Source organism: Kushneria sp. EE4 (assembly GCF_977968315.1).
The window spans coordinates 3,405,451-3,432,095 of the sequence record NZ_OZ386212.1 but is presented as its reverse complement, the minus strand read 5'-3'; the positions used below and the strand labels follow the sequence as shown (position 1 = coordinate 3,432,095).

Sequence of the window (26,645 nt, the reverse complement as noted above, 5' to 3'; positions counted from 1 at the left end):
ACCGGCCGCACCTGGTGCGGACATTACCTGAAAGTCGGCCTGCTGCCGGCTTTCTGCCCTCCCCGGTTTTCTGTTCAACGTCCGGCCCCTGCAGGCCGGATCGGAGTCAGCCTCATGTCCAAACAATATCTTTTGCTGATGGCCTGTATGGCCGAACTCTTCCCCGTTGGCGCGCAGGCCTCCAGCGCCGAGACCCCGGTGATCTGGCAGAGCATTACCTTCGGCCAGTCCACCGATCTGAATTTTGGCTCCACCATCCTGCCCGAGAAGGTCGGCACCAATGCCACTACCCGCGACGGTGAACAGGTCAAGCCAGGCCCCTTTGCCGGGCCGGTCGTGATCGAAAGCCGTGGCGGCAAGCTCGCCAATTCCCATGAGGGTGTGACCTACTACTACACCACCGTGCCGGCCGGACAGAACTTTGTACTGGCCGCCACCCTGACCCTGGAACAGCTGGGGCCGGAGACGGGTGCGACCCCCAACCGACAGGAGGGCGCCGGGATCATGGCACGCGACATCCTCGGCCCGCCCCGCGCCGAACCGCAGCCGCTCGGTCATGAAGAATTCCCGGCCGCCTCCAACATGGTCATGAACCTGCTTCGATCGCACTCACGCGACAACGACGGCATGGCCAACGCCACGGCCGTTTATCGCGCGGGCATTCTTGAACCCTGGGGATCACCCGGTAACCGCATCGATCGAACCGATTATGTCGAAGGGATCGAGCATGGTTCATCGGCGCACTATCGCATGACGCTCGAGCGGGATAATGAGGGCTTTCAGATCACGCTTGATGACGGCAGCCATTCCGACACCCACAGGCTGACCGATGCACCTGCCGATCTGGTCGAACGTCTGGACCCGGAGCATCAGTACATCGGCTTTTTTGCCTCCCGCAACGCGCGCCTTCGGGTCGAGGAGGTGACATTTAACTCAAGCCCGGCCGCCCCGGCAGACGTATCCGATGAGGCACCGCCCGAGCCGGCGCTGGTCTGGGAAATCGCCTCGCCGGAACACACGGGCGTTCGTGACTATCCGCTTCAGGCGCGTTCAGGCCACACCGGCGAGTATCAGGTCTGGCAGAATGGCAAGGCGCTGGGCGAGGCTCAAAGCGTCGAGGCCGGCGCGCTGTTTCAGCAGATGCTTACCATTGATGAGCCCGCCACGCTTGAGCTGCGTTTTACGCCCCGGGAGAGCGCTGATACGGACGTGCAGACTCGAAGCCTGACCGTGACGCCCGTCGCAGTGGCCGATCCCATGAACCTTTACGTGGCCCCAGAGGGCAACACCGATGCCGATGGCAGTCGCGAGCATCCGCTGGATCTCACGTCTGCCATTGAGCGCGTAGCCCCCGGCGGCACCATTCAACTCACCGAAGGCGACTACTCAGGACTTGAACTGCCCTTGTCGGTCAGCGGCACGTCGGAACACCCCAAGCGCCTGACCGGCGAAGGGGCGCGGGTTCGCATCACCGACACGGTCTCCGTGGATGCCGCCTTCTGGCAACTGGATCATCTGGAAGTAGCAGGGGCACGGTTTCTGGTTCAGGGCAGCGACAATCGCTTTGAGTTCATTACCGTGCATGACGCCCCCGATACCGGCTTTCAGATCTCGTCACCGGAGGGGCTGCCTCGAACGCTGTGGGCAAGCCGTAACGTGGTGCGCTACAGCGAAAGCTTCAACAACCGCGACGCTTCCGAGATCAACGCCGATGGCTTTGCCGCCAAAATGCGCGTGGGCGACGGCAATACCTTCGATCACTGTCTCTCGCATCACAACATCGACGACGGCTGGGATCTTTTTAACAAGATCGAGGATGGCCCCAACGGCGTTGTGACCATCACCAACTCGATCGCATTCGCCAACGGCGCCGTGTTCGGTCAGGAAATGAGCGGCAGCAATCGCGGCAACGGCTTCAAGCTGGGCGGTGAGGGGCTGCCGGTCGCCCATGTGGTACGCGGCAACCTTTCATTCAACAACCGCATGGATGGCTTCACCGACAACTTCAACCCGGGCGCACTGACCCTTGAGCGCAACATCGCCCTGGACAACCACCGCTTCAACTTCATCGTGCGTCAGAGCCCGTACGAGGACCGGATTGAACCCGCAAGGCTGGATGGCAATCGTTCTCTGCGCCTTTTGCAGGAAAGCGCCTACGAAGACAGCGTGCATGGTGATATCAGCGCACGGAACTGGTTTATCGCCGACGAGGGCCATGGGCCTGCCGACACGCCGGTCATGGATGACGCGACACAAAAGGCCGTCACGGCGCTTCTTGAGAAGACGGTTTCAACACCGCAGGAGGCCCGTGAACGGGCAGAGACGTTAAGAACGCTGCTGGCAGATCAGCTGGCGGAGTGACCAGCAGCAGCATGTGGGCCTGTACAGGAAACACTTCCTGCACAGGCCCGTTTGCCGTCAGGTTTCGCGCTGCTCGGCGGCATCGCTTTGATCCACTTTCAGCCAGTGCAGCATCACGAAGGCGCAGGCGTAGAGCGCCACAAACGTCCAGACCACGCCGGTGTTACCCACCAGCGGCTGCATGACGGCCACCACGCCGGTGCCGAGAAAGATCGCCCCGCCGGCTGCCGTGGTGTACATCGCCATTGCAGCGCCCTTGTGGGCGGGCACCAGCGCCGGCATGATCGCGCCCATCGGTACAAAGCCGGCCAGCATGATGCCAAAGACGGTACCGGCGGCAAGCGTTGCGAAATAGCCCCAGTCAGAGCCTGCCGGCACCATGTGGGGCACGTACCACCACAGCAAAAGCCCCAGGGCAGAGCCCACCACGCCAAACCAGCGCACCGTGCGCGTCCAGCCCCACCTGTCCCCCAGCGTGCCAAAGGCGGCGTTGAACAAAATGTTGCCGGCATAAACCACCGTGGTCATCAAAAGCCAGCGTGACTGCCCCCAGCCCATTTCATCGGTGATCACCGCCGGGAGCACCACGAACATGCCGAACTGAGGTGCGGTGTTGATCAGGCGTACCAGAAAGCCCATCGCCACCCGGGGTTCACGAAAGGTCAGTCGCAGGCCGCTGAGCATGACATCGAGGGCGGTCTCGCCCTGGGGCGCCAACCGCAGCCGCCCGGTGGGCTCGCGCACGCCAAACCAGGCGATCAGAAAGCCCAGCACGACCAGACTCATCGATGACCAGAGCGTGGCTGCCTCTCCCAGGCGCCCGCCGCCAAAGGCGGGAATGGCAATTACGGCAAACAGCGAGCCCAGCGTTGGCAGCCCCCCGGTGAACATGACGTAGAACCAGCCCACGGCGGCGCCATTACGGCTGCGCGGTGCCACGGCGTTGATCCAGACCAGAAAGGCAAAGGCAAACAGTGGAAAGCCGAAGCCGCGAAAGAAGTAGCTCAAAAAGACCAGCACCACCGAATCGATGCTCAGCGACAGCAAAAATAAAATCTCGAATACGACCCAGATGCCAAAGCCCAGCAGCATGACGCGCCGCGGCCCGAAAAGATCCGCCAGCGCGCCGGACAGGTAGGACGCGATCAGCACCGCCAGGCTGTACATGGCGATAATCGTGGGCACCAGCGGTGCCCCCGCCTCGCCGAGCGCCTGGCTCATGTGAGGCGCAATAAAGTTGGACTCGACACCGTTGCCGGTCATGAAAATCAATACGCCGAGAAAGCCCCAGCGCAGGCTATGGGGTATTCCGATACGGTCGAGACGGCTCTCGCCCGCCTCACCCGCGACCGCTTTGGTAGACATGACACTCCCCGTGGACTTTATGCATTCGGATCAGAAGTGAGCGTGCACAAAAAAGCGCGGCATGGTAGCCGCGCTGTTTCGAATCTATGCCTAGGGGACCAGCACAATCTTGAGTGATTTCGCCCCGTTGGTCATGAGCTCAAAGCCTTCCTCGAATTTCTCCAGCGGCAGCTGGTGGGTCACCACGCCATCGGTGGGAAAGTCGCCGTTTCTGATGCCCTCGATCACCAGCGGATAGCAGTACGGCCCCAGATGCGAGCCGAGCACATCCAGCTCCTTGCGATCGGAGATAATGCTCCAGTCGACGCTGACCGGGTCCTTGAACACGCTGAACTCGACGAAACGGCCCAGCTTTCGAATCATCGACAGACCCTGCTCGACCGATTTGGGATGGCCGGTGGCCTCGATATAGACATCGCAGCCGTAACCGCCGGTCATCTCCTTGATGATCGACACCACGTCATCGTTTTTGGGATTGAGCACCATGTCGGCGCCGAACTGCTTTGCCAGCTCCAGACGATCGTCAAAAAGATCGAGCACAATCAGCTTTTCGGCGCCGGCCTTTTTGGCGGCCCCGACCATGCCAAGGCCCAGCGTGCCGGCACCGGAGAGCACCACCACATCGCCCAGCTCGATTTTGGCGCGCTGAACGGCGTGTAGCGAGCAGGCATAGGGCTCGATCAGGATGGCCTTTTCCAGCGGCAGCTCTTCGGGCACGTGATAGTTGATCGCCTCTTTCGTGAACTTCATGTACTCGGCCATGCCGCCGTTCACGTTGCTCTGAAAGCCATAGAGGTCGTGCTTTTCACACATCCAGTACTGACCGCGTCCGCAAAAGCGGCAGTCCCAGCAGGGCACGATCTGCTCGGAGATCACGCGATCACCGGGTTTGTAGTCGGTGACCGCATCACCGACCTTCACCACACGGCCGATAAATTCGTGCCCCGGAATCATCGGCGCCTTGATGTAGGCCGGCTGGTACTCGTCACCCCAGAAACTCGGCGCGCCGTCAAAGGACTTGATATCGCCGGCACAGATACCGCAGCCCTCGACCTTCACAAGAATTTCGCGGTCGTTGTCCAGCGTCGGGACCGGGACCTCTTCATAGCGATAGTCACCTGGGCCGTAGGCGACCACTGCGTGCATGGTTTTGGGAATCTCGTGCTGGGAAACGTTGTCCTGCGTCAGCGTGTCAGACATGATCACCTCGTGGCTGCTGCAAAAATCATTTGTTCCTGCCCTGGACAAATGAAATAACGCCACAGGCGGTGATCGGTCAATCAAATGACGCTTCAAACGGCTTATACTTTAGCGCAATAAATCTCTATCGCATTGATAAAAATCATCTTTTTATATTGCCTGCGACATGTGTACTTTTCCCTCTGTCGCCCTTCTCGATGCCACCTGGCGGCAGCTCAATGATCGAGCCGCGAACATCTGAACAGCCCGGTCAGCCGAATCGACGGCCCCCTTGTCCCGCCTGCAGCACAATTCCGCAAACAGAAAAGCCGCCATAAAAGGCGGCTTCAACACGGGCCCGAAACAGCTATTGGTGCTTACTGCTCCAGCACGAAGGGTGAGGTCACCTGATCGACGTTGTCCTGAGTAATCAGCATGCAGTCGAAGAGCTGCTTTTCGCTGTCCATGCCGGTCTCGCCGGTACGAATGAATTGATCGGCCAGCTCCACGGCGCGCTTTGAAAAGATCGCCACCGGCTGCAGCACGGTATAGGCCATGTCACCGGCCCTGACGGCCTCGACCGCATCCGGTGAGCCGTCGAAACCGCCGACGACCACGTTATCCAGCTTGCCCGATTCGCGCAGAGCCGCAATAGCACCCAGCGCCATTTCGTCGTTGCCGCTGATCACACCCTGAACGTCCGGGTTGGCCTGCAGCATGCTCTGCGTCTTGTTGTAGCCCTGAGTGCGGTCCCAGTTGCCTACGTCAGAGGCCACCAGCTCGAGGTCCGGATACTGGGTCAGCACGGTTTGATAGCCGTTGGAACGGGTTGCGGCGTTGTTGTCCGACGGCGCACCCTTGAGCTCGACATAGCGCGCGCTGTCACCCACGACCTCGATCCACTGCTGTGCGCCCAGTGCCGCGCCCTGGGCGTTGTTGGACACGAGCTGCGCCTTGGCCAGCCCCTGCTGGTTGATCTCGGCATTGACGACAAAGACCGGAATACCGGCGTTGACGGCCTTTTTCACCGCCCCCACCGAACCATCGGCGTTGGCCGGGTCCAGAATAATGGCTTTCGCCTGGTTGGTAATCGCAGTGTCGACCTGACGACTCTCGGCGTTGGTGTCGCCCTTGTGGGCGCTGACGTTGGCGCTATAGCCCATCTCTTCAGCGGTTTCGCGAGCGATTCGCCCCTCGGTAAACCAGTACGGGTTGGAGGTGTCATTGACGATGATCGAGATCAGGCCCTTTTGCTGCTCCTGCGCCATGGCGTTGCCGCCCAGCACCATGGCCCCGACGGCCAGGCCTGCGATCAAAAGACGTTTTCCCTTTTTTAACATGATGCTTCCCCTTGCCTTGACGATGGATATGCCGGCGAACCGGCGTTTCGATGCCGCACGGGCCGGCTTACGCCGTCCCGGAGGGCGCCGAAGCCTGCTTTTGAGGTTCGACACTGGCGGCGCGCTTTTTGCGAGGCTTGTACTGGATGCTGTTCAACAATACGGCCAGCACGATCACCGCGCCCATGAACACGGTCTGCCAGTAGGAGGACACCCCGATAATGACCAGACCATCAGAGAGAAACCCGATCACGAACGCCCCCAAAAGCGTGCCGCGTACGTTGCCCCGCCCGCCGGTCAGCGCCGCCCCGCCGATCACCACACCGGCAATCGCGGTCAATTCATAGGTGGTACCGGCCGTCGGCCCGGCCGAGGTCAGCTGTGAGGAGAGCACCAGCCCCGCGATGGCGGCGCACACGCCGGAAAGCACATACACCCACACCTGGACTCGCCTGACCGGCACACCGGAGAGCTCCGCGGCGCGCGCGTTTCCGCCGGTGGCGTACACCCAGCGGCCAAAGGGCGTACGGTTGAGCGCGAACATGCAGGCAATGGCGACGGCGGCAAAAATCAGCACGCCCACCGGCACGGAGAACAGCCGATTAAAGCCCAGCCAGTCAAAGCCGGTGTTGCCGAACTCGGGGTTGCCGCCCAGGTTGTTGTAGGTCAAACCATCGGTCATTAAAAGCGCCACACCGCGGGCCACATAGAGCGTGCCCAGGGTGGCGACAAAGGCCGGCACCTTGAAAATCGACACCAGTACGCCGTTGATCATGCCCACAAAGGCGCCCAGCACACAGGTCAGCACCACCACGGCCCAGACCGGCGGATAGAACGTCGCGCCAAAGGCGTCTATCGACACGCCCTGCATCAAAAAGCCCGCCATGACCCCGCAAAGCCCCATGGTCGAGCCCACCGAAAGATCGATACCGCCGGTCAAAATCACCAGCAGCATGCCGATCGACAGCAGCCCGAAAATGGCCACATGCGAGGACATGGTCAGAAAGTTGCCGGTCGAGAAATAGACCGGCGAGAGCATCGAAAAGATGATGACAATGGCAATCAGGGCAAAAAAGGCACGCCCCTCAAGCAGAATGCGCCCCAGATCAAATCCGCCGGCGCGACGCGACGCCGGTCGGGAAGCAGATTGATCGGAGGCTGCGGGTGCAGCACTGCGCTGAACATCGGACATGGTAATGGCCCCTGCTGTACACGTATTTCAGCCTTCGGCGGATTCACCGGAGGCCGCCATGATCTCTTCCCGGGTCACATCGGCCCCGAACTCTGCGCTGATGCGACCGCGACTCATCACCACGATGCGATGCGCCACGCTCAAACACTCCCCCACTTCCGAGGTCGAATAGATCACCGCCAGCCCTTTTGAGGCCCCCTCGGCCAGCAGCCGGAACACCTCGGCCTTGGCGCCGATATCGATGCCGCGACTGGGCTCGTCGAGCATGACCACCCGGGGTTGGGTCGCCAGCATCTTGCCGATGACCACCTTTTGCTGGTTGCCGCCGGAAAGCGAGCCGATGCCGGCCGCGCCGCCGTCGGTCTTGATATGCACGTTGCGAATCGAGTCATCGATGACGGTCTGCTCGCGGCGGCGCGAGGTCAAAAGCCCGCGGGTAAAGGCGCCGATGCTGGCCAGCGACAGGTTCTCGCCGACCGCCATCGTCTGTACCAGACCGTCACGCTGGCGGTCTTCGGGCACCAGTACCAGCCCGCGTTCGATGCGCTCGGCGATGCTCAGCCGGGAGATATTTTCCCCTTCGAGCATGATCCGGCCACCGCTGGGCGTCACACGCCCGGCCGCGCACTCCAGAAGCTCTGTGCGCCCAGCGCCCATCAGCCCGTAGATGCACACGATTTCACCGGCACGCACCGACAGCGACAGTCGATCCACCACCGAGCGCTCGGGAACGGCCACATCCGCCACGCTGATGTCTTCAAACGACAGCGCCACCTCCCCCATTGTATGGCCGGTCGGCGGCGAGCCCAGATCGAAGTTCTCGCCCACCATGTGGCGCACGATCCACTCCAGATCGATCTCGCACCGCTCGGCGTAGGCGGTCATCGCCCCGTCACGCAGCACCACGGCGTGGTCGGTAATGGTCAGCGCCTCCTCCAGATGGTGCGAGATATAGACAATCGATACCCCACGGCTTTTCAGGTCCGCGATGACCCGAAACAGCACCTCCACCTCGGAGGCCGACAGCGCCGAGGTCGGCTCATCCATGATCAGAATGCGTGAGTTCACCGACAGCGCCCGGGCAATCTCGACAATCTGCTGCTGGCCAAGACGCAGATCCTCGACCAGCGTCAGCGGGTCGATGGGCTCGTCGAGCTCAACCATCAGCCGCTCGGTCTCGCGGGCCTCTTCGGCGTAATTCACCCCGCCCGGCCCGCCCAGCTCACGCCCCATGAAAATGTTGTCGCGCACCGTCATGTTGGGCGCCAGACTCAGCTCCTGGTGGATGATCGAGATGCCGTGGCGCTGGGCATCCACGGTGGAGGCAAAGCTTACCGGCTCACCGTCCAGCACGATCTCGCCGGCGCTGGGCTGAATCACGCCGGAAAGAATTTTCATCAGCGTCGACTTGCCCGCCCCGTTTTCGCCAAAAAGCGTGGTGACCTGTCCGCGCCGAATATCGAAATTGACGCTTTTAAGCGCGTGCACGCTGCCAAAGGATTTGGCGACGTTACGCGCCGACAGCACGACCTCGCCTGGCGCATCTTCCGGGGCCCCGGGTCTTGCCACGACACTCTCTTCACTGCTCATGAGGCACTCCCGTCATCACTGAACTACTGAACATCGAGGGCCACCGGCGTAACCAGCCAGTTTTTGGGATTGATCATCTGAAAGACACCGGTCACCTCGATGGTCCTGCCGCTCAGTGCTGCGGTGTCCACCCCCTGAAGCACCTCAGCCTTCATGGCCTCATTGATGGCTGCCCCCGCGTTCTGATATTCGATCTGATTGGTGAACTGACCAAAGCTGATCTCGCCGGTCGCATCCCGCAGCACCGTGCCGTTGATGGCCGGTCCCGTCTGGACCCGCACGGTCGTGTCTTCCGGCATATCGGGAATATCGATGGTGTAGGTGCCGGACCGGCCTTCGCCGACCGTCCCGGTGAAGTGCACCGGCAACAGCGGCCCGATGCCGCCGGACACGCCATACTGCTCGCCGGCGGCGCTGGCATCATCACTGAGCGCCCGCGCCAGCTCCGGCGCCTCCACGGCACGCGATTCAACGCTTTGCGCAATGTCGGGGAACTGCTCCTGCCCGTAGCGCTCGGCCGAGAACTGCCCGCTCTGGGCATCGGACTGTGCGCCGTGCTCGACCACATGCGTGTCCCAGGCGATCGCAGCCGCCACCACAACGACCACCGCCGCCGTGATGACACGGCCATATTTTTTGCGCGAGCGTGGGCGGGCATGGGTACTGGCATCTGCTGTCATATCGAACCGGTCTCCACTGCTTGGTCAGGTGTTGGTAGAGGCTTTCACATGCCCGGGAAAGACATAAGCGACACCCGGGCCGAATCATTTGACCTGCCGACGTTCAAATGTATTAACGCCACAGCGCCCCTGCCCTGCAATCCCTTGCCCTGTATCGAGCGCTAAGACTTTGTGCTTAACGTTCTTAACAATTTGAAATTAAAGGTAATAATTTGCTCTGCCGAAATAACGTACGACTAAAGTTATCGGCTCTGGAAGGCGCTGATAATGCGAACATTTCTGCAGGGAGAGAACATCGGTACAGGCAGCACGCTTACTACCTGTCACCGACATAATGAAAAACGGCTCTTGATGTCAGATCAGCAGCTCTCGGAAAAACAGCTGAAGCGATAGGGAGAAAGGGAGAAAGGGAGAAAGGGAGAAAGGGAGAAAGGGAGAAAGGGAGAAAATTCTGGCAAGGCACCCGGCCCTGCCAAAACAGCGCTGCAACAGCACTTCAGGACAGGTCCGTCATCAGACACTGCCATGAGCGGCATGGAATCACGGATGCCAGTGCATCTATCCCTGGCGCGAGGCGTCGTCCAGATGCAGGAGGGTATGCGCGTTGGTAGCGCTGGTGGCGAGCACGTCGATTACCCCGGTGCGCAAGGCGCCGAGGATGCCGGCAGCCTTGGTGCTTTCGCTGGCAATCGCGATGACTTCGGGAATACGGGCCAGATCCGGGATGGTCAGTCCGATCACACGTCCCTGCATGGGCGTGGAGGAGGCGCGGCCGTTCAGGTCGATGAAGTCATAGCCCATCATGTCGCCGACGGTGCCGGACAGTCGCGCCTCGGCAATTTCCGACGGCGAGAACCAGCCCATGCGCACCATATTGCTGTCCTCGGACAGGTCCCCCACGCCGATCATGGCAATGTCGGCGCGGCGGGCACGATCCAGCGTCTGGCGTACGGTGGGGTTGTCCAGCATGGCATCGCGAAGCTCGGCACTGGCCACCATGGCCGGGGCGTAGAGCGTTTCACTTTCGCCGCCGAACTTCGCCGCCAGCCGCCGACAGATATGGTCAGGGTTCATGTACTCGCCGGCGCGCAGCGAGCCGCCGATGGCGCAGATGAACGAACACTGTCGGGTGCGACGGGTAAAGACGTTGTCTGCCACGGTGCCGACATTGCGGCCCATGCCGACAGCCACCATGGTGCCGTCTTCCAGCGTTCTCGACAGGTGGTCAGCCACCAGACTCGACACCTCGTGGCGCTGCTGGTCGGCATCGGCGCAGTCAAGCGCAATCAGCGCCCGGCGGATGCCAAAGCGCCGAATCAGTGCCTGTTCGATTTCGGCGGCCACCGAAGGATGATGGCGCACCCGCACATCGACGATGCCCTCCGCCTGTGCACGCTTGAGCAGTCGCCCGACCTTGATGCGTGACATGCCAAGGCGCCCGGCGATCGCCTCCTGGGTTTCGCCGTGCATGTAGTACAAACTGGCAATCTCGGTCATCAACGCGATATCGGGATCGGCACGCTCGTTCATGGAGTCTCCGGGTCAGCGGCGTGAGGGTCATGGAGGCGGGAAGATACCTGCCTGTATCGCCCGTGTCACAGCGGGTTCATCTGAAAAGGGGGCAGTACGTCGACCGTACTGCCCCCATCATGCTGGCGCGTGACGCCTTGTGTCGTCGAACGGGGTTACGTTCGGCCGGCCTGTTCCTTCTCATAGGCCTCGATACGATCCACCTTGGCCTGCGAGCCGCCGCCGCTGAATTCGCTCTCCAGAAAGGACTCGGCGATTTTCTTGGCAAGCTCCAGACCGATCACGCGCGCGCCCATGGTCAGGATCTGGGCGTCGTTGCTCTTGCGCGCACGCTCGGCGGAATAGGTATCGTGCGCCTGCGCGGCCCGAATGCCCGGCACCTTGTTCGCCGAAATGGCCACGCCGATGCCGGTGCCGCAGATCAGGATGGCACGGTCGACCTTGCCGTCCTTGACCGCATGTGCGGCGGCAAAGGCGATGTCCGGATAGAGCACCGGCTCGGCGTCATGGGTGCCGAAGTCCTCGACCTCGTGACCCAGCGAGCGGACATGCGCCACCATGGCCTGCTTCATGTCATAAGCGGCTTCGTCACACCCCAGTGCAACCCGAAGCTTTTCGGTTTCTGCTGTCATGATCTCTCCCCCGGTGAACACTCACCTTGTGCGTTGACACTTTCCAGCGTACGCCTCCCGATCATATGAACAAAGCGTATTCATATGAAAATACGTCAGACTTGTCGTGCCGATCGGGAACAGCGCGCTCAGACGCCAACGATATCACCCCTCCATCGGGAAATGCGCAGCCCGACCCCCTACAAAAGGCGATAATAGAACCAAAGTCTCATGCGAACGAGCGCAACACGGCGCTAATATGGCCTGACTGTTCCTAACAAATGTACATGTCAGGATCATATTATCGTTCTGACAATTTCCTGTTCGGGCGCACAGCCGCCCGAAGGGGAGAGAGGCATCGAAGGGCCCTTGAGTATAGCGCCCGCACGCGATGTCGGATCATCATCGCCTCATCAGGAGTACGCCCGTCATGACACGCCTTTTCAACGACCCCGTTGCCTTTGTCGACGAAGCCACCGAAGGCTTCGTGGCCGCCCACGCCCACCGGGTACGCCAGGTGCCCGGCGGCGTGATTCGCAGCACGAAAAGCGAGCCGAATACCGTGGCGGTGGTCATCGGCGGCGGCTCCGGCCACTACCCCGCCTTTTGCGGCCTGGTCGGCCAGGGGCTGGCCCACGGGGCGGCCATGGGCAATCTGTTTGCCTCGCCCTCGGCCCAGCAGATCTACTCGGTCGCCCGCGCGGCCAACAACGGCGCCGGTGTGCTGCTGAGCTACGGCAACTACGCCGGCGACGTCTTGCACTTCGGCCAGGCCCGGGATCGTCTGATCAGTGAGGGCATCCCGTGCGAGATGGTCAAGGTCATCGACGATGTCTCCAGCGCCAGCCTTGAAGAGATTCAAAAACGCCGCGGTATCGCCGGCGATCTGACCGTGTTCAAGATCGCCTCGGCCGCTGCCGAGGCCGGCTACTCGCTCGAAGAGGTAGTGCGTGCGGCAGAAGCCGCCAATCTTCGCACTCGCTCCTTTGGCGTGGCCTTTGACGGCTGCACCCTGCCCGGCGCCGATGACGCCCTCTTTCACGTTCCCGAAGGCAAGATGGCCGTGGGCCTGGGCATTCACGGCGAGCCGGGTATCAGCGAGCAGGACATTCCCACGGCCGACGAGCTGGCCGAGCTGCTGGTCAAGCGGCTGTTGGAGGAGCTGCCCGAAGGCGTCAGCAGCGCAAAGGGGGCGCGAGCCTCGGTGCTGCTTAACGGTCTGGGCACGGTCAAGTATGAAGAGCTTTTTGTGGTTTATCGCCGCGTCAATCAGCTGTTGAAAGAGGCCGGGCTCGAGATTGTCGAGCCCGAGGTCGGCGAGCTGGTGACCAGCCTCGACATGGCCGGCGCCTCACTGACACTGTTCTGGCTCGACGAGGAGCTTGAGAAGTTCTGGGCCGCCCCCTGCGACACGCCCGCCTACAGCAAGGGCAGCGTGGTCAGCGCCGAGCCGCTCGATGCCGCTGAAATCGACATTCCCGACCCGGATGCCATCCCCGAGGCCACTGAAGAGTCGAAGGAAGCCGCCGCCAGGGTACTGGCCGCACTTGAGGCCACCTATAAGGTCATCGAGGACAACGAAGAAGAGTTCGGACGTATCGATGCCGTGGCCGGCGACGGCGATCACGGCATCGGCATGGCCCGTGGCGGCAAGGCCGCCGTTGACAAGGGGCGCGAGGTGATAGAGCGCGGCGCCGGCGCCGGTACCCTGCTGCGCATGGCGGGTGATGCCTGGGCCGACCGCGCCGGCGGCACCTCGGGCGCTATCTGGGGTTCGGCGCTGCACTCGCTGGCGATGGCCATCGGCGACGAGAAGAAACCCGATGCCGCGCGCATTGCCCAGGGGGTCAACGATGCCCGCGACAACATCATGCATTTCGGCAAGGCGAAGGTCGGTGACAAGACGCTCGTCGACGTTCTGGTGCCCTTCAGCGAAGTGCTCAGCGAACGTGTCGACGCCGGCGATGATCTAAAAACGGCCTGGCAGGCCGGCGCCGAGCGTGCCGAACAGGCCGCGAAGGACACCGCTGACCTTGTCCCGAAAATCGGTCGCGCCCGGCCGCTGGCGGAAAAGAGCAAGGGCACGCCGGATGCCGGCGCCGTGTCGTTGTCCATGATCATCCGCGCCGTCGTGGATGTGTTGTAATCCGGACCCCACGGTTTGATCCAGGAGAGAGACATGACCGCGCCCCTGCTTATCGGCACCAGCCTCAAGATGTACTTCGGCTATCAGCAAACGCTTGACTGGTGTCGTCAGGTGAGTGACATCGCCCGGCGCCACCCTGCCGTAACCCAGGGGCATGTGGCGCTTTTCATCATGCCCTCGTTGCCGACCCTGGCGCCGGTGCTCGACATTGTGCGTGGCACCGACATCCGCATCGGGGCGCAGAACATGAGTGATCAGCCGCCCGGCGCCTGGACCGGGGAAGTCAGCGCCGCCATGCTCGCCGAAATGGGCTGTCGCTGTGTCGAGATCGGCCACGCCGAGCGGCGTCGCCACTTTCATGAAGATGAGCCCCTGATCGCCGCCAAGACAGCCCGCGCCATGACGCACGGGCTCTCCCCCGTGCTGTGCATTGGCGAAACCGATGAGGGCGCCCCCGAGGCGGCGGCCAGCGAGTGCATTCGCCAGATGGAAAGTGCCCTTGCCGAGGCACCGCAGCCCAGAGAGACCGATCTGATCGTGGCCTATGAGCCGCACTGGGCGATCGGGGCCAGCCAGCCGGCTTCGAGCGAGCACATCAGTGCCGTGTGCATGAAGCTTCAGGCGTATCTGGACGCGCACGGCGGCGGGCGCGTCATCTATGGCGGCAGCGCCGGGCCGGGACTTTTGTCACGTCTTGAAGGCAGCGTTCAGGGCATGTTTCTGGGGCGATTCGTGCACGACGCGCACGCCTTCGAGCAGATTCTCGATGAAGTCATGACGCTTTCCACAGCGTCTCGCTGATCCCTGAACGTGCTGCAGTGAACCGGTTTCGGCACATCTTTCCTGAAACCGGGGGGGCGACATCACCGGTTCATGCAGCTACTCTTGTCGAATAAACCCATTCGGAATCGATGCGGGCCCGGCGTCACGACGCATTGAACCGGTCGATGATGCCAAGGCCCCTTTCACAACCACCAGCAGGCAGGAGTTTACCCAGATATGACCTCGCGTCGTCACCTCGCCAATGCCGTCCGTGCGCTTTCGATGGATGCCGTGCAGAAGGCCAACTCCGGCCACCCGGGTATGCCGATGGGCATGGCTGATATCGCGGAAGTGCTCTGGAACGATCACCTCAGACACAATCCGGCCAATCCGGACTGGGCTGAGCGCGACCGTTTCATTCTCTCCAACGGTCACGGTTCGATGCTGCACTATTCGCTGTTGCATCTGACCGGTTATGAGCTGCCGATGGAAGAGCTCAAGAATTTCCGTCAGCTCGGCTCAAAGACCCCGGGTCACCCGGAGCACGGCTACACGCCGGGCATTGAAACCACCACCGGGCCGCTGGGTCAGGGGCTGGCCAATGCCGTGGGCATGGCCGTCGCCGAGCGCACGCTGGCGGCACAGTTCAACCGTGATGGTCACGAGATCATCAACCACCGCACCTGGGTATTTGCCGGTGACGGCTGCATGATGGAAGGCGTCAGCCACGAGGCCTGCTCGCTGGCAGGCCATCTGGGGCTGGGCAACCTGGTCGTCTTTTATGACGACAACGGCATCTCGATCGATGGCGAAGTTGAAGGCTGGTTCTCCGATGACACCGCCAAGCGCTTTGAAGCCTATCACTGGAACGTCATTCGTGACGTGGACGGCCACGACGCCGAACAGATCGACGCCGCCATCCGCGAAGCGAAGGAAGTCAGCGACAAGCCGACCCTGATCATCTGCAAGACCGTGATCGGCTTTGGTTCACCCAACAAGGCAGGCAAGGAAGAAAGCCACGGCGCCGCTCTGGGTGACGAGGAAGTCGAAGCGGCTCGCAAGCAGCTGGGCTGGGAGCACGGCGCGTTCGAAATTCCTGACGACATCTACAAGGCGTGGGACGCTCGCGAGACGGGCAAGCAGCTCGAAGACGAATACGAGCAGAAGCTGGCCGCGTATGAAAAGGCCCACCCGGAGCTGGCCAAGGAACTCAAGCGTCGCTACAACGGCGAACTGCCGGAGAATTTTGACGGCGACGCCCTGATCCAGCGCGCGCAGGAAAAATCCGAGACCACCGCTTCACGCAAGGCCTCCCTTGGCGTGCTCAACGAGCTGGCCCCGGATCTGCCGGAACTCTTTGGCGGCAGCGCCGATCTGGCGCCGTCCAACCTGACGCTGTGGAAGGGTGCCAAGGCGGTCAGCAAGGACAACTTCGACGGCAGCTACCTGCACTACGGCGTGCGTGAATTCGGCATGGGCGCGATCGCCAACGGCATCGCCACCCACGGCGGCTTCATTCCCTATGACGCCACCTTCCTGGTGTTCATGGAGTACATGCACAACGCCGTACGCATGTCGGCCCTGTCGCACACGCGCATCATCCACGTCTTTACCCACGACTCCATCGGTCTGGGCGAAGACGGCCCGACCCACCAGCCGGTCGAGCAGCTCGCCGACCTGCGCAACCTGCCGGGTCTGGCCACATGGCGCCCGTGCGATGCCACCGAAACCGCCGCGTCCTGGGTGGAAGGTCTCGAGCGCGAAACCGGCCCCACGGCCCTGATCTTCTCGCGTCAGGATCTGCCGGCGCAGTCGCGCGATCATGAGCAGGTGAAAAACATCCGCCGCGGCGGCTATATCCTGCATGACTGCGACGGTCAGCCCGAGATGATCCTGATCGCCACCGGCTCCGAAGTGGGTCTGGCGATGGATGCCGCCAAAGAGATCGAAGGCAAGGGCACGAAGGTACGCGTGGTCTCCATGCCCTGCACCACCAAGTTCGATGAGCAGGATCAGGGCTATCGTGATTCCGTGCTGCCGCCGTCGGTGCGCAATCGCATGGCGATCGAAGCCGCAATTCCGTCAACCTGGTACAAGTATGTCGGTCTGGACGGTCACGTGTTCGGCATGACCACCTACGGCGAGTCCGGCAAGGCCGGTGATCTGTTCAAGCACTTCGGCTTCACGGTAGAGAAGGTCGTTGAGCGCGCCGAGCAGATGCTCAAGGCGTAATCGAGACCCGGCCCCGGGTATCCGCCCGGGGCTGATGCGATGACAGACCCAAAGAAAGGGCCCGGCAATTGTTTGCCGGGCCCTTTTGCGTGACGCTCACAACATCGCGATCAGGCGACGGTGATGTCCTTGTCGAGATAGACGTCCTGAATCGCGTTCAACAGGGCCACACCCTCTTCGCGCGTTTTCTGGAACGCCTTGCGCCCGGAGATCAGACCCATGCCGCCGGCACGCTTGTTGATCACCGCGGTACGCACGGCCTCACCCATGTCGGAATGGCCCTTGGAGCCACCGCCGGAGTTGATCAACCCGGCACGACCCATGAAGCTGTTGACGACCTGATAGCGCGCCCAGTCGATCGGGTTGTCGCTGACGAGCTCGTCATAGACGCGGTCGTGGGTATGACCGAAGCCGACCGCACGATAGCCACCGTTGTTCTCCGGCAGCTTCTGCTTGACGATGTCGGCATTGATGGTCGCGGCCAGGTGGACGGCCTGACTGGTGAGGTCAGAAGAGACGTGGTAGTCGGTACCATCTTTCTTGAACTCGGGGTTACGCAGGTAGGACCACAGCACGGTGACCATGCCCAGCTCGTGCGCGCGCTCGAACGCTTCGCTGATCTCCTGAATCTGGCGGCGGCTTTCCGGTGAGCCGAAATAGATGGTGGCGCCCACGGCGACACAGCCCATGTCATGCGCCTGCTCGACCTGTGCAAAGATGGTCTGGTCGTAGATGGCCGGATAGGTCAGCGTCTCGTTGTGGTTGAGCTTGACCATCATCGGGATACGGTGCGCGTAGCGACGCGCCACCGAGGACAGCACGCCCAGCGTGGAGGCCACGCAGTTGCAGCCGCCATCGATGGCCAGCTCAACGATGTTTTTCGGGTCAAAGTACTGCGGATTGGGCGCAAAGGAGGCCCCGGCCGAGTGCTCGATGCCCTGATCGACCGGCAGCATGCTGACATAGCCCGTGCCACCGAGTCGGCCGTGGTTGAAGATGGTCTGCATGTTGCGCAGTACATGCGGCGAGCGGCTGCTGTCCATCATGACCCGATTCACGAAATCGGGGCCCGGCAGGTGCAGGTCTTCTTTCCTGAACCCGGCACAGGTATGGTTCAACAGGCTATCCGCTTCCTCTCCCAGCAGCCTGGCGATATCTGTCATTATCTTCATCCTCTTTTCTACGAAAGATTTTGCATTGCCGCAGGCCAATGCCGCGGCCTGAACAGCATAAGCAACTATACGTTGCAGTTCATGTCATGTTTTGTCAGTAGTATTCACGCATGAAGGGCGCCGCAGTGCATGTCTGTCACGGACAACCACGTACTCGAGGCCGCCATGACTGCGCCTCATTGTGCGGGGTGGGTGACACACCCCACTTGACCGCGGTGTGCGCCGCCCTCGCCCCCTGGACGAAAGTCTCATACCCGTCAGGGCTGCCGGCCCCTCGATAATGGCAGGCGGTGCGACTGTCTTCGTTTTCCATGTCCCTGCTATGCTGGGAAGAGTTTTCAAACCGGTCCTGAAGGCCTGAAGGCAACGTCAGGGCTGCCCTTACCGCTCAACGCTTATCATTCATACGGGAGTAGCGACATGACCGTGCGCAAGATGTCCGAGCTCAACCTCGCCGGCCAGCGTGTCCTGATTCGTCAGGACCTTAACGTGCCGATCAAGGATGGAAAGGTCACCTCGGATGCCCGCATTCGTGCCAGCCTGCCCACCATTCGCACGGCCCTGGAACAAAATGCGCGCATCATGCTGATGAGCCATCTGGGTCGCCCGACCGAAGGCGAGCCCAACGACGAAGAGTCGCTGGCCCCGGTGGCCAATCACCTGGGCGAGCTTCTGGGCATGACGGTACGCCTGGAGCGCGACTATCTTGAGCAGGACCCCGAGGTAGAAGAAGGCGAGGTCGTGCTGCTGGAAAACGTGCGCTTTAACAAGGGCGAGAAAAAGGACGATGAAGCGCTGGCCAAAAAATACGCCAGCCTGTGCGACGTCTACGTGATGGATGCCTTTGGCACCGCGCACCGCGCTCAGGCCTCGACCCATGGCGTGGCCCGCTTTGCTCCGGACGCCTGCGCCGGCCCGCTGCTCTCCTCGGAGCTGGACGCGCTCGAAAAGGCCCTTGCCACCCCGAAGCGTCCGATGGTCGCCATCGTCGGCGGCTCCAAGGTCTCCTCCAAGCTTGAGGTGCTCAACGCCCTGTCCGAGAAGTGCGACCAGCTGATCGTGGGCGGCGGGATTGCCAACACCTTCATCGCGGCTGCCGGCTACAACGTGGGCAAATCGCTGTATGAAGCCGACCTGGTCGATCAGGCCAAGGCCCTGATGGACAAGGTCAACGTGCCGCTGCCCATCGATGTGGTCGTGGCCACCGAGTTCTCCGACAAGGCCGAAGCCGTCACCCGCAACGTTGATGAAGTGCGCGATGACGAGATGATTCTCGATGTCGGTCCGCAAACGGCGCAGACCTACGCCGCGTCGCTGCGCGAAGCCGGCACCATCCTGTGGAACGGTCCGGTCGGCGTGTTCGAAATCGATCAGTTCAGCGCCGGCACCAAAGCCATGGCGCATGCCATCGCCGACAGCGACGGCTTCTCGATTGCCGGCGGCGGTGACACCCTGGCGGCCATCGACAAGTACAACGTCACCGATGATATCTCCTATATCTCCACCGGCGGCGGTGCCTTTCTCGAGTACGTGGAAGGCAAGACCCTGCCGGCCGTCAGCGCCCTGCGTGACGCCGCGAAGTAAACGGCATCACTCATGACAGGGGCCCTGTTCTTTTGCGAGAACAGGGCCCCTTTTTGTAACACCGCTTTGTCATCATGTTTCCGTCACGGCCCTGCGGCGATACACTGCGATAAAGTGCACAACAGGCCACCCATGAACAAACGACTCTTTTATGCCGGTAGCTGGCCCGATTCGGCCGCCCTGCTCGAAGGCGCCCTGTGGGTAGGCTACGGCTGGAGCATTCAGTGGTCGCTGGTCAATCAAAGCAGTCTCGTCTTTTTACTGGCCACCCTGGTGGTACTGGTCTGCGCCCTGACAACGCTTTTGTGGCAGCCGCTGAAGCTCACGCTGGCACGTTACCGGGTCAGAAAGCGTCGCACCGAAATGTGGATGCACATTCTCTATCCCCCCCTGCTGCTCGCCCCGCCCCTGTGGTGGCTGCTGGAACGCCTGGTGGGCACTCTGCCCGACGCCCAGCAATGGACGCTGGCCTGTCTTTTGATGACGGTGGGCTGGCTGGTGTTTCTGATCTCGCTTTTGATCAAGCGCCTGATTCGCCAGTACCGCCAGTCACTGAACAAACACAGCGCGGACTGACGGCTCCCCGGATATCTTCCTTGCCTTGATCTAGAAGCTTTCCCACTCCTCGACCGTCTCGCTTCGTGATGGGACACGAGAAGCTGCCGGCCGGAGACTGACGCCCGTCGAGGCGTCGGTCTTTTTTACACCCCTTGATACCAGCGCTTTCGGGGCCGGTCGCGTCGATGCCTCAAATGCCCTGTTTGATTCGATGGCTGCGGCGTCCTTCGTTACCGAAGAGTCCAGACGAAAGACCGAGACGGCCTCGACCAGCGCCTGCGACTGCTGATGCAGCCTGCGCGAGGCTTCACCGTTTTGTTCGACCATGTGGGCGTTGTGCTGTGTGGTCTGATCCAGCTGGCCGATGGCCTCACCCACCTGGCTGACACCGGTGCTCTGCTCGGCGCTGGCACGGCTGATATCGCCCATGATGTGGTGAACACGCTTGATGGAGGTGACCACTTCCTCGATGGTCTGACCGGCCTGATCCACCAGTGCCGTGCCCTCTTCGGTGCGGGTCACGCTTGCCGAGATCAGCGCATTGATTTCACGTGCCGCCTCGGCACTGCGACTGGCCAGATTCCTGACCTCGCCGGCCACGACCGCGAAGCCACGCCCCTGTTCGCCGGCCCGGGCCGCCTCGACCGAGGCGTTGAGGGCCAGAATATTGGTTTGAAAAGCAATATTGTCGATCACGCTGATGATCTCGGCGATGCGTCGTGCGCCGTCGTTGATCTCTTTCATGGTAACCACCACGCTGCCGAACACCTCCCCACCGCGTTCAGCCACACCGGCGGCGCTGGTGGCCAGCTGTTCGGCGTCACGGGCGTTGTCAGCGTTTTGACGTACCGTCGCGCTGAGCTCTTCCATGGCCGCGGCTGTCTGCTCCAGTGCACTGGCCTGCTGCTCGGTGCGCGAAGAGAGCTGGCTGTTGCCATCCTCGATGCGGCCACTGGCATGAGACACTTCATGGGCGGTGCGGCGAACATTGGCCACGGTCTCCTGCAGCCGGTCGGTTGTGCGGCTCAGGGCCGCCATGATGCTGCGATCGTGTTCACCATAGGATCTGCGTGAGACATCAAGCTCGCCACGGCCGATCGCCTCGGCCAGCGCCCGCACTTCACCGGGCTCGGCGCCCAGCGTTTTCAAAAGCCCGCGTGTAATCAGCGTGGCAATCACGATGCCCAAAAGCACCGCCAGCGCGCACAGGGTGATCATGGTGGCCTTGAAGCCACCGCTGATGCCGCGTACCACACCCGCCTCGGCCTGGTTCGTGGCTTCCTGATAGTCGATGAAAGCGTTGATCGAGGCCAGCCAGTCGTTAAAGGCCGGGGCCGCCTGCGACAGCAGCAGGGCCCGAGCGCCCTCGATATCACCGGCCCGGCGTGCGGCGAGCACGCGATCGATCAGCGGCATGGTGCGATCATGAACGGCGTTGATGCCGGTCAGAAGGCGCTGATCATCGGCTGAAAAATTCTCGGCATCCGAGGCCATAATGGCCATGCCGGCGGCTGCGGCCTGATAGTCGGCCGTTAGTTTATCGATCCGTGCGATGACCCGTGGCAGATCGCCATCACTGACCAGCGTGGCATCCCGCAGCGCAATGGCCCGGTCATGCACGCTGCCCCGGAAATCGATGGCGTGGCGCTGCTGAACGCTGTTGATGTCATTGATGCGAGCCAGCCCACGATCGATTTCACCCACCCGCCAGACCCCGATGGCGGTCAGCAATACGATCAAAAAGAGCACGGCAGAGAAGCCGAGTATCATGCGAGTACGCACACGCATGTTTGAAAGAGTTGAGACGCCTGACGCCATTGCCATGTGAGCCACCTGTCTTTATTAAGGCACTATTAATTAACGCGCTATACATAAGGACAGAGGTTATCGCCATGACGGCCATTGAACTGAAGAGTTCCTGCCATTCAAAAAACGCATGGCGGTCATAAAGACCGCCACCTTGTCGAAATATCAAAAGCCTGTTTATCCCTGCTGGCGCTCCAGCACCAGCAGCGGGTCAATACGGGTATCAAACCAGTTCATGCCCCAGTGCAAATGCGGGCCGGTGGCACGGCCGGTCGCGCCTACCTCACCGATCACATCCCCCTGCGCCACGCGATCGCCCACCGCCACATCCAGCTTTGACAGATGCAGGAAGTTGGAGCTGATACCGTAGCCATGATCGATCAGCACCGTGCCCCCGGTCAGATACAGATCCGGGTTGGCAAAGGTCACGATGCCGCCAGCGGGTGCCTTGACCGGCGTGCCGGTGGGCACCGCAATATCCATGCCCGAATGCGCCGAGCCGGGCGTGCCGTTATAGACGCGCTGATTGCCAAAGCGCCCGCTGATTCGCCCCTTCACCGGCCAGATAAAGCCCTCGGCGAAATCGGTGATCCGCTCGTCGCGGGTGCGCGCCTGGCTGACGCCGGCCTGCTCACGCCGAATGCGCTCGGCGACCTCCGGCGGCGGTGACACGGTCTTTGGCGGCACGCCGTTAATGCGCTCGACGGGGAAATCGCGCTCGGTGACCCGAATGCCGACCGTGCGCGCCTGCTCGCCCGGCGGCGTCACACTTACTTCACTGGTGCCTTCGGCCTCGCGACCGATACCAAACACCACCGTGCCGTAGTCGGTCACGCCCAGCGTGCGCCCGGCATGGGTCACCTGACTGCCGGGCGGCACCCGACCGATCACCATGCTGCCCTGCTGAACCTGCTCGGGAAAGACGATGGGCACCGGCGTCTCGGCGATGGCGGGCTGGGCCATGAAGGCGGCAGTCATCACCAGGGCCGGCAGCAGCTTCGACAGGGCGCGTCGCAGAGCGGTTATCGACATCGTGGCATCAAGGGACATGGCATCACTCGCTTTTAAAAAATTGTCAGGCAGGCAGCATATAGGGGAGATAAACGATCAGCGCAATCAGGGCCAGATGCCCGGGATACCAGCCAAGCCACAGCCAGCGCGGCATGCGCACAACGCCGGGTATCCAGCGCGCCAGACCCGCGGCGATCACCAGCACCACCAGGGTGGTCGAAAACGCCACGGTCTTGCTGATCGTATAGATGTTGAGCTGGGCCGTGATCAAAAGGATCGGCACGCCGGCAAGCCAGGCCCAGATGCGCGCCACGCCGTGATCAAAGTGCTGATAAAACGCCATCGCCAGCATGAATCCCGGCACCATCAAAAGGCCAAAGCGGCCGTACTCCAGCAATGGCCCCACGGTGTACCAGACGATCAGAGAAAGCGCCACGCCCGCGGCCGTGATGACCCGGGCACGACCCTCTCCGGGCGGTGACACGAGAAGCTGACGCAGCCAGGCGCCCCACACCAGCCCAAAGGCCAGCGTAAAGCACACGTTGATCACCAGCACGCTGGAGTAGCGCGGCATCAGCATATAGGGTAGCTGGGCGATCAGACCGATGATCAGGATGCGGCGGGCATAGCGCATGGGATTGCGGGTATCGAAAAGCCCGTGCCAGGCCACCATGGCGGCAAACAGCGGAAACGCGACCCGCCCGATGGTGGAGCTGGCCCAGCCGAACTGCCAGGAGAGTTCGTTGGACAGCGCATAGCGCACCACGTGATCCACGGTCATCGAGATCAGGGCCAGCCATTTGCCCCAGTCCGTCCAGCGGGACAGAACGGCTCTGCGCCCCGATGTCCCGACACCGGCGGTTGATTCGGTCATGCGCGCTCCATCATTTGGTCAGGTTGGCAGAAGTGACACCACAGGCCGCGAATGGCGCGGCACCAATTCACAGGACAACTCGGAGGCAGTCCATGCCCTCCCCTCTCAGGACCGTGATCATCGGCTTCGGGCTGGTCGGGCGCGTTTTCCATGCGCCCCTGATTCGACACACACAGGGCATGACGCTTGGCGGCGTGGTCTCCAGTCGGCCTGACGACGTTCACGCCGAACTGCCCGACATCGAGGTCTACCCGGCCGCCGAACAGGCCCTGGGTGACCCGACGGTCGATCTGATCGTCATCGCCACGCCCAACGATACCCATGCAGACCTTGCCGTGGCGGCGCTCGAGGCCGGCAAGCATGTGGTCATCGACAAGCCCGTGGCGCTTGACGGTGAAGAGCTTGAACGTATCACGGCCTGCGCCCGCCATCATGACAGAGTTTTCAGCGTCTTCCAGAACCGCCGGTGGGACGCGGACTTTCTGACCCTCAAGGCGTTGCTGGACACCGACCGCCTGGGGTCGGTGACCCGCTGTCATATGCACTTTGATCGCTTTCGCCCTGAAGTACGCGACCGCTGGCGCGAGCGTCCCGGCCCCGGCAGCGGCGCCTGGTATGATCTGGGCGCGCATCTGGCCGATCAGGCGCTCACGCTGTTCGGCACGCCACAGGCCGTCTACGCCGACCTGGCCACGCTGCGCTCCGGCGGCGGCGCGGTGGATTATTTCCATGTGCTGCTGCGCTATGACCATCACCGGGTGGTGCTCTCAAGCCACGCCCTGAGCGCCTGTGACAGCCTGCGCTACGCCGTCGACGGCACCCGCGCCTCGTATATCAAGCATGGCATCGATACCCAGGAGCAGACCCTGCGCGACGGCGGCACCCCGGGCCAGCCCGGCTGGGGCGAAGACCCGGTGCGCGGCGTGCTGTATCAGGGCGAGACCGGCGAGCAGGAGAGCATCGACAACGCCCGCGGCGACTACCGCGCCTACTACGACAATCTCGTTGCACACCTGAACGGCGAGGCGGACCTTGCGGTCACCCCCGAGCAGGCGCTTGAGGTGATGCGAGTGATCGACGCCGCCCACGAGAGCAGCGCCAGCGGGCGCGAGGTCACACTCTAAGCGCCTGTCGTCACGGTTTCAGGTGCCGCAGAAGGTACGAAATACGGCTTCGTCGGGTCCGGCCGGCAGCGTCCAGGCTTCCCGCCCGGGCTGTTCGTCAAACGGCCGGGCGAGAATCTCGCGCAGCGTCTCGAACGGCTCGAAGTTGCCCTCGGCGGCCGCACTGAGTGCCTGTTCGACCTGGTGGTTGCGCGGGATGTAGAGCGGGTTGACCGCATGCATGTGACGCGCGATCTCGTCACCATCGGCCCCCTCGCGGGTCAGACGCTGACGCCAGCGCGACAGCCAGTCGCGAATGTCGGCGTCCTGTTCAAAGAGCGCCAGCAGCGACGCATCGCCATCCTCACCGCGGGCGCACTCGCCGAGCTGTCGAAACGTCAGGGTGAAGTCGGCACGCCCGACGCGCATGGCCTCCTGCAGGGCCTCGATCAGCTCCTGATCACTGTCTTCTTCATGATGTCGAAGACCGATCTTGTCACGCATGACCGCAAGCCAGACCGTGTGGTACTGCTCGGAGAAGCCCTGCACCACCTCGGTGGCCCGCTCGATGGCGCGCTGCTCGTCCTCATCGAACAGCGGCAGCATCGCCTCGCCCAGACGCGCCATGTTCCACTGCAAAATCACTGGCTGATTGACGTAGGCGTAGCGCCCGCCGGTATCGATCGAGCTGAACACCGTGCCCGGGTCATACCGCTCCATGAACGCACACGGGCCAAAGTCGATGGTCTCGCCGGCAATCGAGGTGTTGTCGGTGTTCATCACGCCGTGAATGAAGCCCACGCCCATCCAGCGCGCCACCAGCTCGGCCTGACGCTGCTGGATCGCTTTCAAAAGCGCCAGATAGCGTTCCTGCTCGGGCGTCTCAAGCAGCGTCGGGTAGTGGCGCTCGATCACGTGATCGGCCAGCGTTTTGACGGCCTCAAAGTCGTGGCGCGAGCCGAAGTACTGAAAGGTGCCGACCCGGATATGGCTCGAGGCCACCCGCGTGAGCACCGCACCGGGCTCGGGCATGCGCCGCATGACCCGCTCACCGGTGGTCACCGCCGCCAGCGCCCGCGTGGTGGGAATGCCCATGACATGCATCGCCTCGCTGAGCAGATACTCGCGCAGCACCGGCCCCAGCGGCGCGCGGCCGTCACCGCCGCGGGAAAACGGCGTGCGGCCGCTGCCCTTGAGCTGGATATCCCGCAGCCGCCCGTCGCGGTCGGTCACCTCGCCCAGCAGTACCGCCCGGCCATCACCCAGCCGCGGCGAGAAGCCGCCGAACTGGTGGCCGGCGTAGGCCTGAGCGACCGGCTCGGCGCCCTCGGGCACCTCGTTGCCGGAAAACCAGTCGGTCGCCTGTTGTTCATCAAAGTTTGAAAGATCAAAGCCCAGCGTCTCGGCAAGCGGTCGGTTAAACGCGACCAGCTCGGGCTTTTCAACCATTACCGGGGTGAAGGGCTCATAAAAATGCGAGGGCAGTTGCGAATAGCGCAGGGTAAAGGTCGGAAACATGGTGACTCCAGCGGCAAACGCCGCGTATTGA

The 26,645-nt window shown here is 62.2% G+C and carries 20 protein-coding genes; 7 read left to right on the top strand and 13 right to left on the bottom strand.

Going from position 1 to position 26,645, the window contains the following annotated elements; all coding sequences use genetic code 11:
* Positions 1-114: 114 nt before the first annotated feature.
* The gene (locus ACXMYO_RS15445; protein ID WP_457809382.1) at positions 115-2,361 is read left to right on the top strand and encodes a right-handed parallel beta-helix repeat-containing protein; all 2,247 of its coding nucleotides are present in this window, start codon (positions 115-117) and stop codon (positions 2,359-2,361) included.
* A 57-nt stretch (positions 2,362-2,418) separates the two neighbouring features.
* On the opposite strand, the gene ACXMYO_RS15440 is transcribed toward ACXMYO_RS15445, so the two are convergent.
* The 8 genes from ACXMYO_RS15440 to rpiB all read right to left on the bottom strand — a co-directional run bounded on the left by ACXMYO_RS15440 (position 2,419) and on the right by rpiB (position 11,869).
* Positions 2,419-3,726, bottom strand: a complete 1,308-nt coding sequence (locus ACXMYO_RS15440) for an MFS transporter (RefSeq protein ID WP_457809381.1) — start codon at positions 3,724-3,726, stop codon at positions 2,419-2,421.
* A gap of 90 nt (positions 3,727-3,816) precedes the next feature.
* Positions 3,817-4,926, bottom strand: a complete 1,110-nt coding sequence (locus ACXMYO_RS15435; RefSeq protein ID WP_457809380.1) for an MDR/zinc-dependent alcohol dehydrogenase-like family protein — start codon at positions 4,924-4,926, stop codon at positions 3,817-3,819.
* A 356-nt stretch (positions 4,927-5,282) separates the two neighbouring features.
* A complete protein-coding gene (locus tag ACXMYO_RS15430; RefSeq protein ID WP_457809379.1) occupies positions 5,283-6,245 on the bottom strand; it encodes a substrate-binding domain-containing protein in 963 nt (320 codons plus the stop codon).
* A gap of 67 nt (positions 6,246-6,312) precedes the next feature.
* Entirely contained in the window at positions 6,313-7,437 is a 1,125-nt protein-coding gene (locus ACXMYO_RS15425; protein WP_457809378.1) for an ABC transporter permease, read from the bottom strand.
* Between the two features lie 27 nt (positions 7,438-7,464).
* Positions 7,465-9,027, bottom strand: coding sequence for a sugar ABC transporter ATP-binding protein (locus ACXMYO_RS15420; RefSeq protein WP_457809377.1), 1,563 nt, complete (start codon positions 9,025-9,027; stop codon positions 7,465-7,467).
* Between the two features lie 23 nt (positions 9,028-9,050).
* Positions 9,051-9,707 carry a DUF2291 family protein gene (locus ACXMYO_RS15415; RefSeq protein WP_457809376.1) on the bottom strand — a complete coding sequence of 219 codons (657 nt, stop codon included), beginning with the start codon at positions 9,705-9,707 and terminating at the stop codon, positions 9,051-9,053.
* Positions 9,708-10,265: 558 nt separating this feature from the next.
* Entirely contained in the window at positions 10,266-11,237 is a 972-nt protein-coding gene (locus ACXMYO_RS15410) for a sugar-binding domain-containing protein (protein WP_438765831.1), read from the bottom strand.
* Between the two features lie 155 nt (positions 11,238-11,392).
* The gene (rpiB, locus tag ACXMYO_RS15405) at positions 11,393-11,869 is read right to left on the bottom strand and encodes a ribose 5-phosphate isomerase B (RefSeq protein ID WP_457809375.1); all 477 of its coding nucleotides are present in this window, start codon (positions 11,867-11,869) and stop codon (positions 11,393-11,395) included.
* 409 nt (positions 11,870-12,278) lie between these two features.
* Here rpiB and ACXMYO_RS15400 point away from each other — a divergent pair, with 409 nt between their 5' ends.
* The 3 genes from ACXMYO_RS15400 to tkt all read left to right on the top strand — a co-directional run bounded on the left by ACXMYO_RS15400 (position 12,279) and on the right by tkt (position 16,988).
* Positions 12,279-13,994, top strand: a complete 1,716-nt coding sequence (locus ACXMYO_RS15400) for a dihydroxyacetone kinase family protein (protein WP_457809374.1) — start codon at positions 12,279-12,281, stop codon at positions 13,992-13,994.
* Between the two features lie 33 nt (positions 13,995-14,027).
* Positions 14,028-14,795, top strand: coding sequence for a triose-phosphate isomerase family protein (locus ACXMYO_RS15395; protein ID WP_457809373.1), 768 nt, complete (start codon positions 14,028-14,030; stop codon positions 14,793-14,795).
* A gap of 198 nt (positions 14,796-14,993) precedes the next feature.
* Entirely contained in the window at positions 14,994-16,988 is a 1,995-nt protein-coding gene (gene tkt, locus ACXMYO_RS15390) for a transketolase (RefSeq protein WP_457809372.1), read from the top strand.
* 110 nt (positions 16,989-17,098) lie between these two features.
* Here the strand turns inward: tkt and ACXMYO_RS15385 are convergent, their stop codons facing one another.
* Entirely contained in the window at positions 17,099-18,151 is a 1,053-nt protein-coding gene (locus tag ACXMYO_RS15385; protein ID WP_438765825.1) for a class I fructose-bisphosphate aldolase, read from the bottom strand.
* A 429-nt stretch (positions 18,152-18,580) separates the two neighbouring features.
* Between ACXMYO_RS15385 and ACXMYO_RS15380 the strand changes: the two genes are divergently transcribed.
* Together ACXMYO_RS15380 and ACXMYO_RS15375 are read left to right on the top strand one after the other, a co-directional pair.
* Positions 18,581-19,744, top strand: a complete 1,164-nt coding sequence (locus ACXMYO_RS15380; RefSeq protein ID WP_457809371.1) for a phosphoglycerate kinase — start codon at positions 18,581-18,583, stop codon at positions 19,742-19,744.
* A 132-nt stretch (positions 19,745-19,876) separates the two neighbouring features.
* Positions 19,877-20,320, top strand: coding sequence for a hypothetical protein (locus ACXMYO_RS15375; RefSeq protein ID WP_457809370.1), 444 nt, complete (start codon positions 19,877-19,879; stop codon positions 20,318-20,320).
* A 30-nt stretch (positions 20,321-20,350) separates the two neighbouring features.
* Here ACXMYO_RS15375 and ACXMYO_RS15370 read toward each other — a convergent pair whose 3' ends face one another.
* From ACXMYO_RS15370 to ACXMYO_RS15360, 3 genes are all read right to left on the bottom strand, one after another.
* Positions 20,351-22,126: a methyl-accepting chemotaxis protein gene (locus ACXMYO_RS15370; RefSeq protein ID WP_457809369.1), complete on the bottom strand. Its 1,776-nt coding sequence runs from the start codon at positions 22,124-22,126 to the stop codon at positions 20,351-20,353.
* A 159-nt stretch (positions 22,127-22,285) separates the two neighbouring features.
* Positions 22,286-23,158, bottom strand: a complete 873-nt coding sequence (locus tag ACXMYO_RS15365; RefSeq protein ID WP_457809368.1) for a M23 family metallopeptidase — start codon at positions 23,156-23,158, stop codon at positions 22,286-22,288.
* A 25-nt stretch (positions 23,159-23,183) separates the two neighbouring features.
* Positions 23,184-23,993, bottom strand: a complete 810-nt coding sequence (locus tag ACXMYO_RS15360) for a TraX family protein (protein ID WP_457809367.1) — start codon at positions 23,991-23,993, stop codon at positions 23,184-23,186.
* A 92-nt stretch (positions 23,994-24,085) separates the two neighbouring features.
* Between ACXMYO_RS15360 and ACXMYO_RS15355 the strand changes: the two genes are divergently transcribed.
* The gene (locus ACXMYO_RS15355) at positions 24,086-25,117 is read left to right on the top strand and encodes an oxidoreductase (protein WP_457809366.1); all 1,032 of its coding nucleotides are present in this window, start codon (positions 24,086-24,088) and stop codon (positions 25,115-25,117) included.
* A gap of 18 nt (positions 25,118-25,135) precedes the next feature.
* Here the strand turns inward: ACXMYO_RS15355 and ACXMYO_RS15350 are convergent, their stop codons facing one another.
* Positions 25,136-26,614, bottom strand: coding sequence for a protein adenylyltransferase SelO (locus ACXMYO_RS15350; protein WP_457809365.1), 1,479 nt, complete (start codon positions 26,612-26,614; stop codon positions 25,136-25,138).
* Positions 26,615-26,645: the final 31 nt, after the last annotated feature.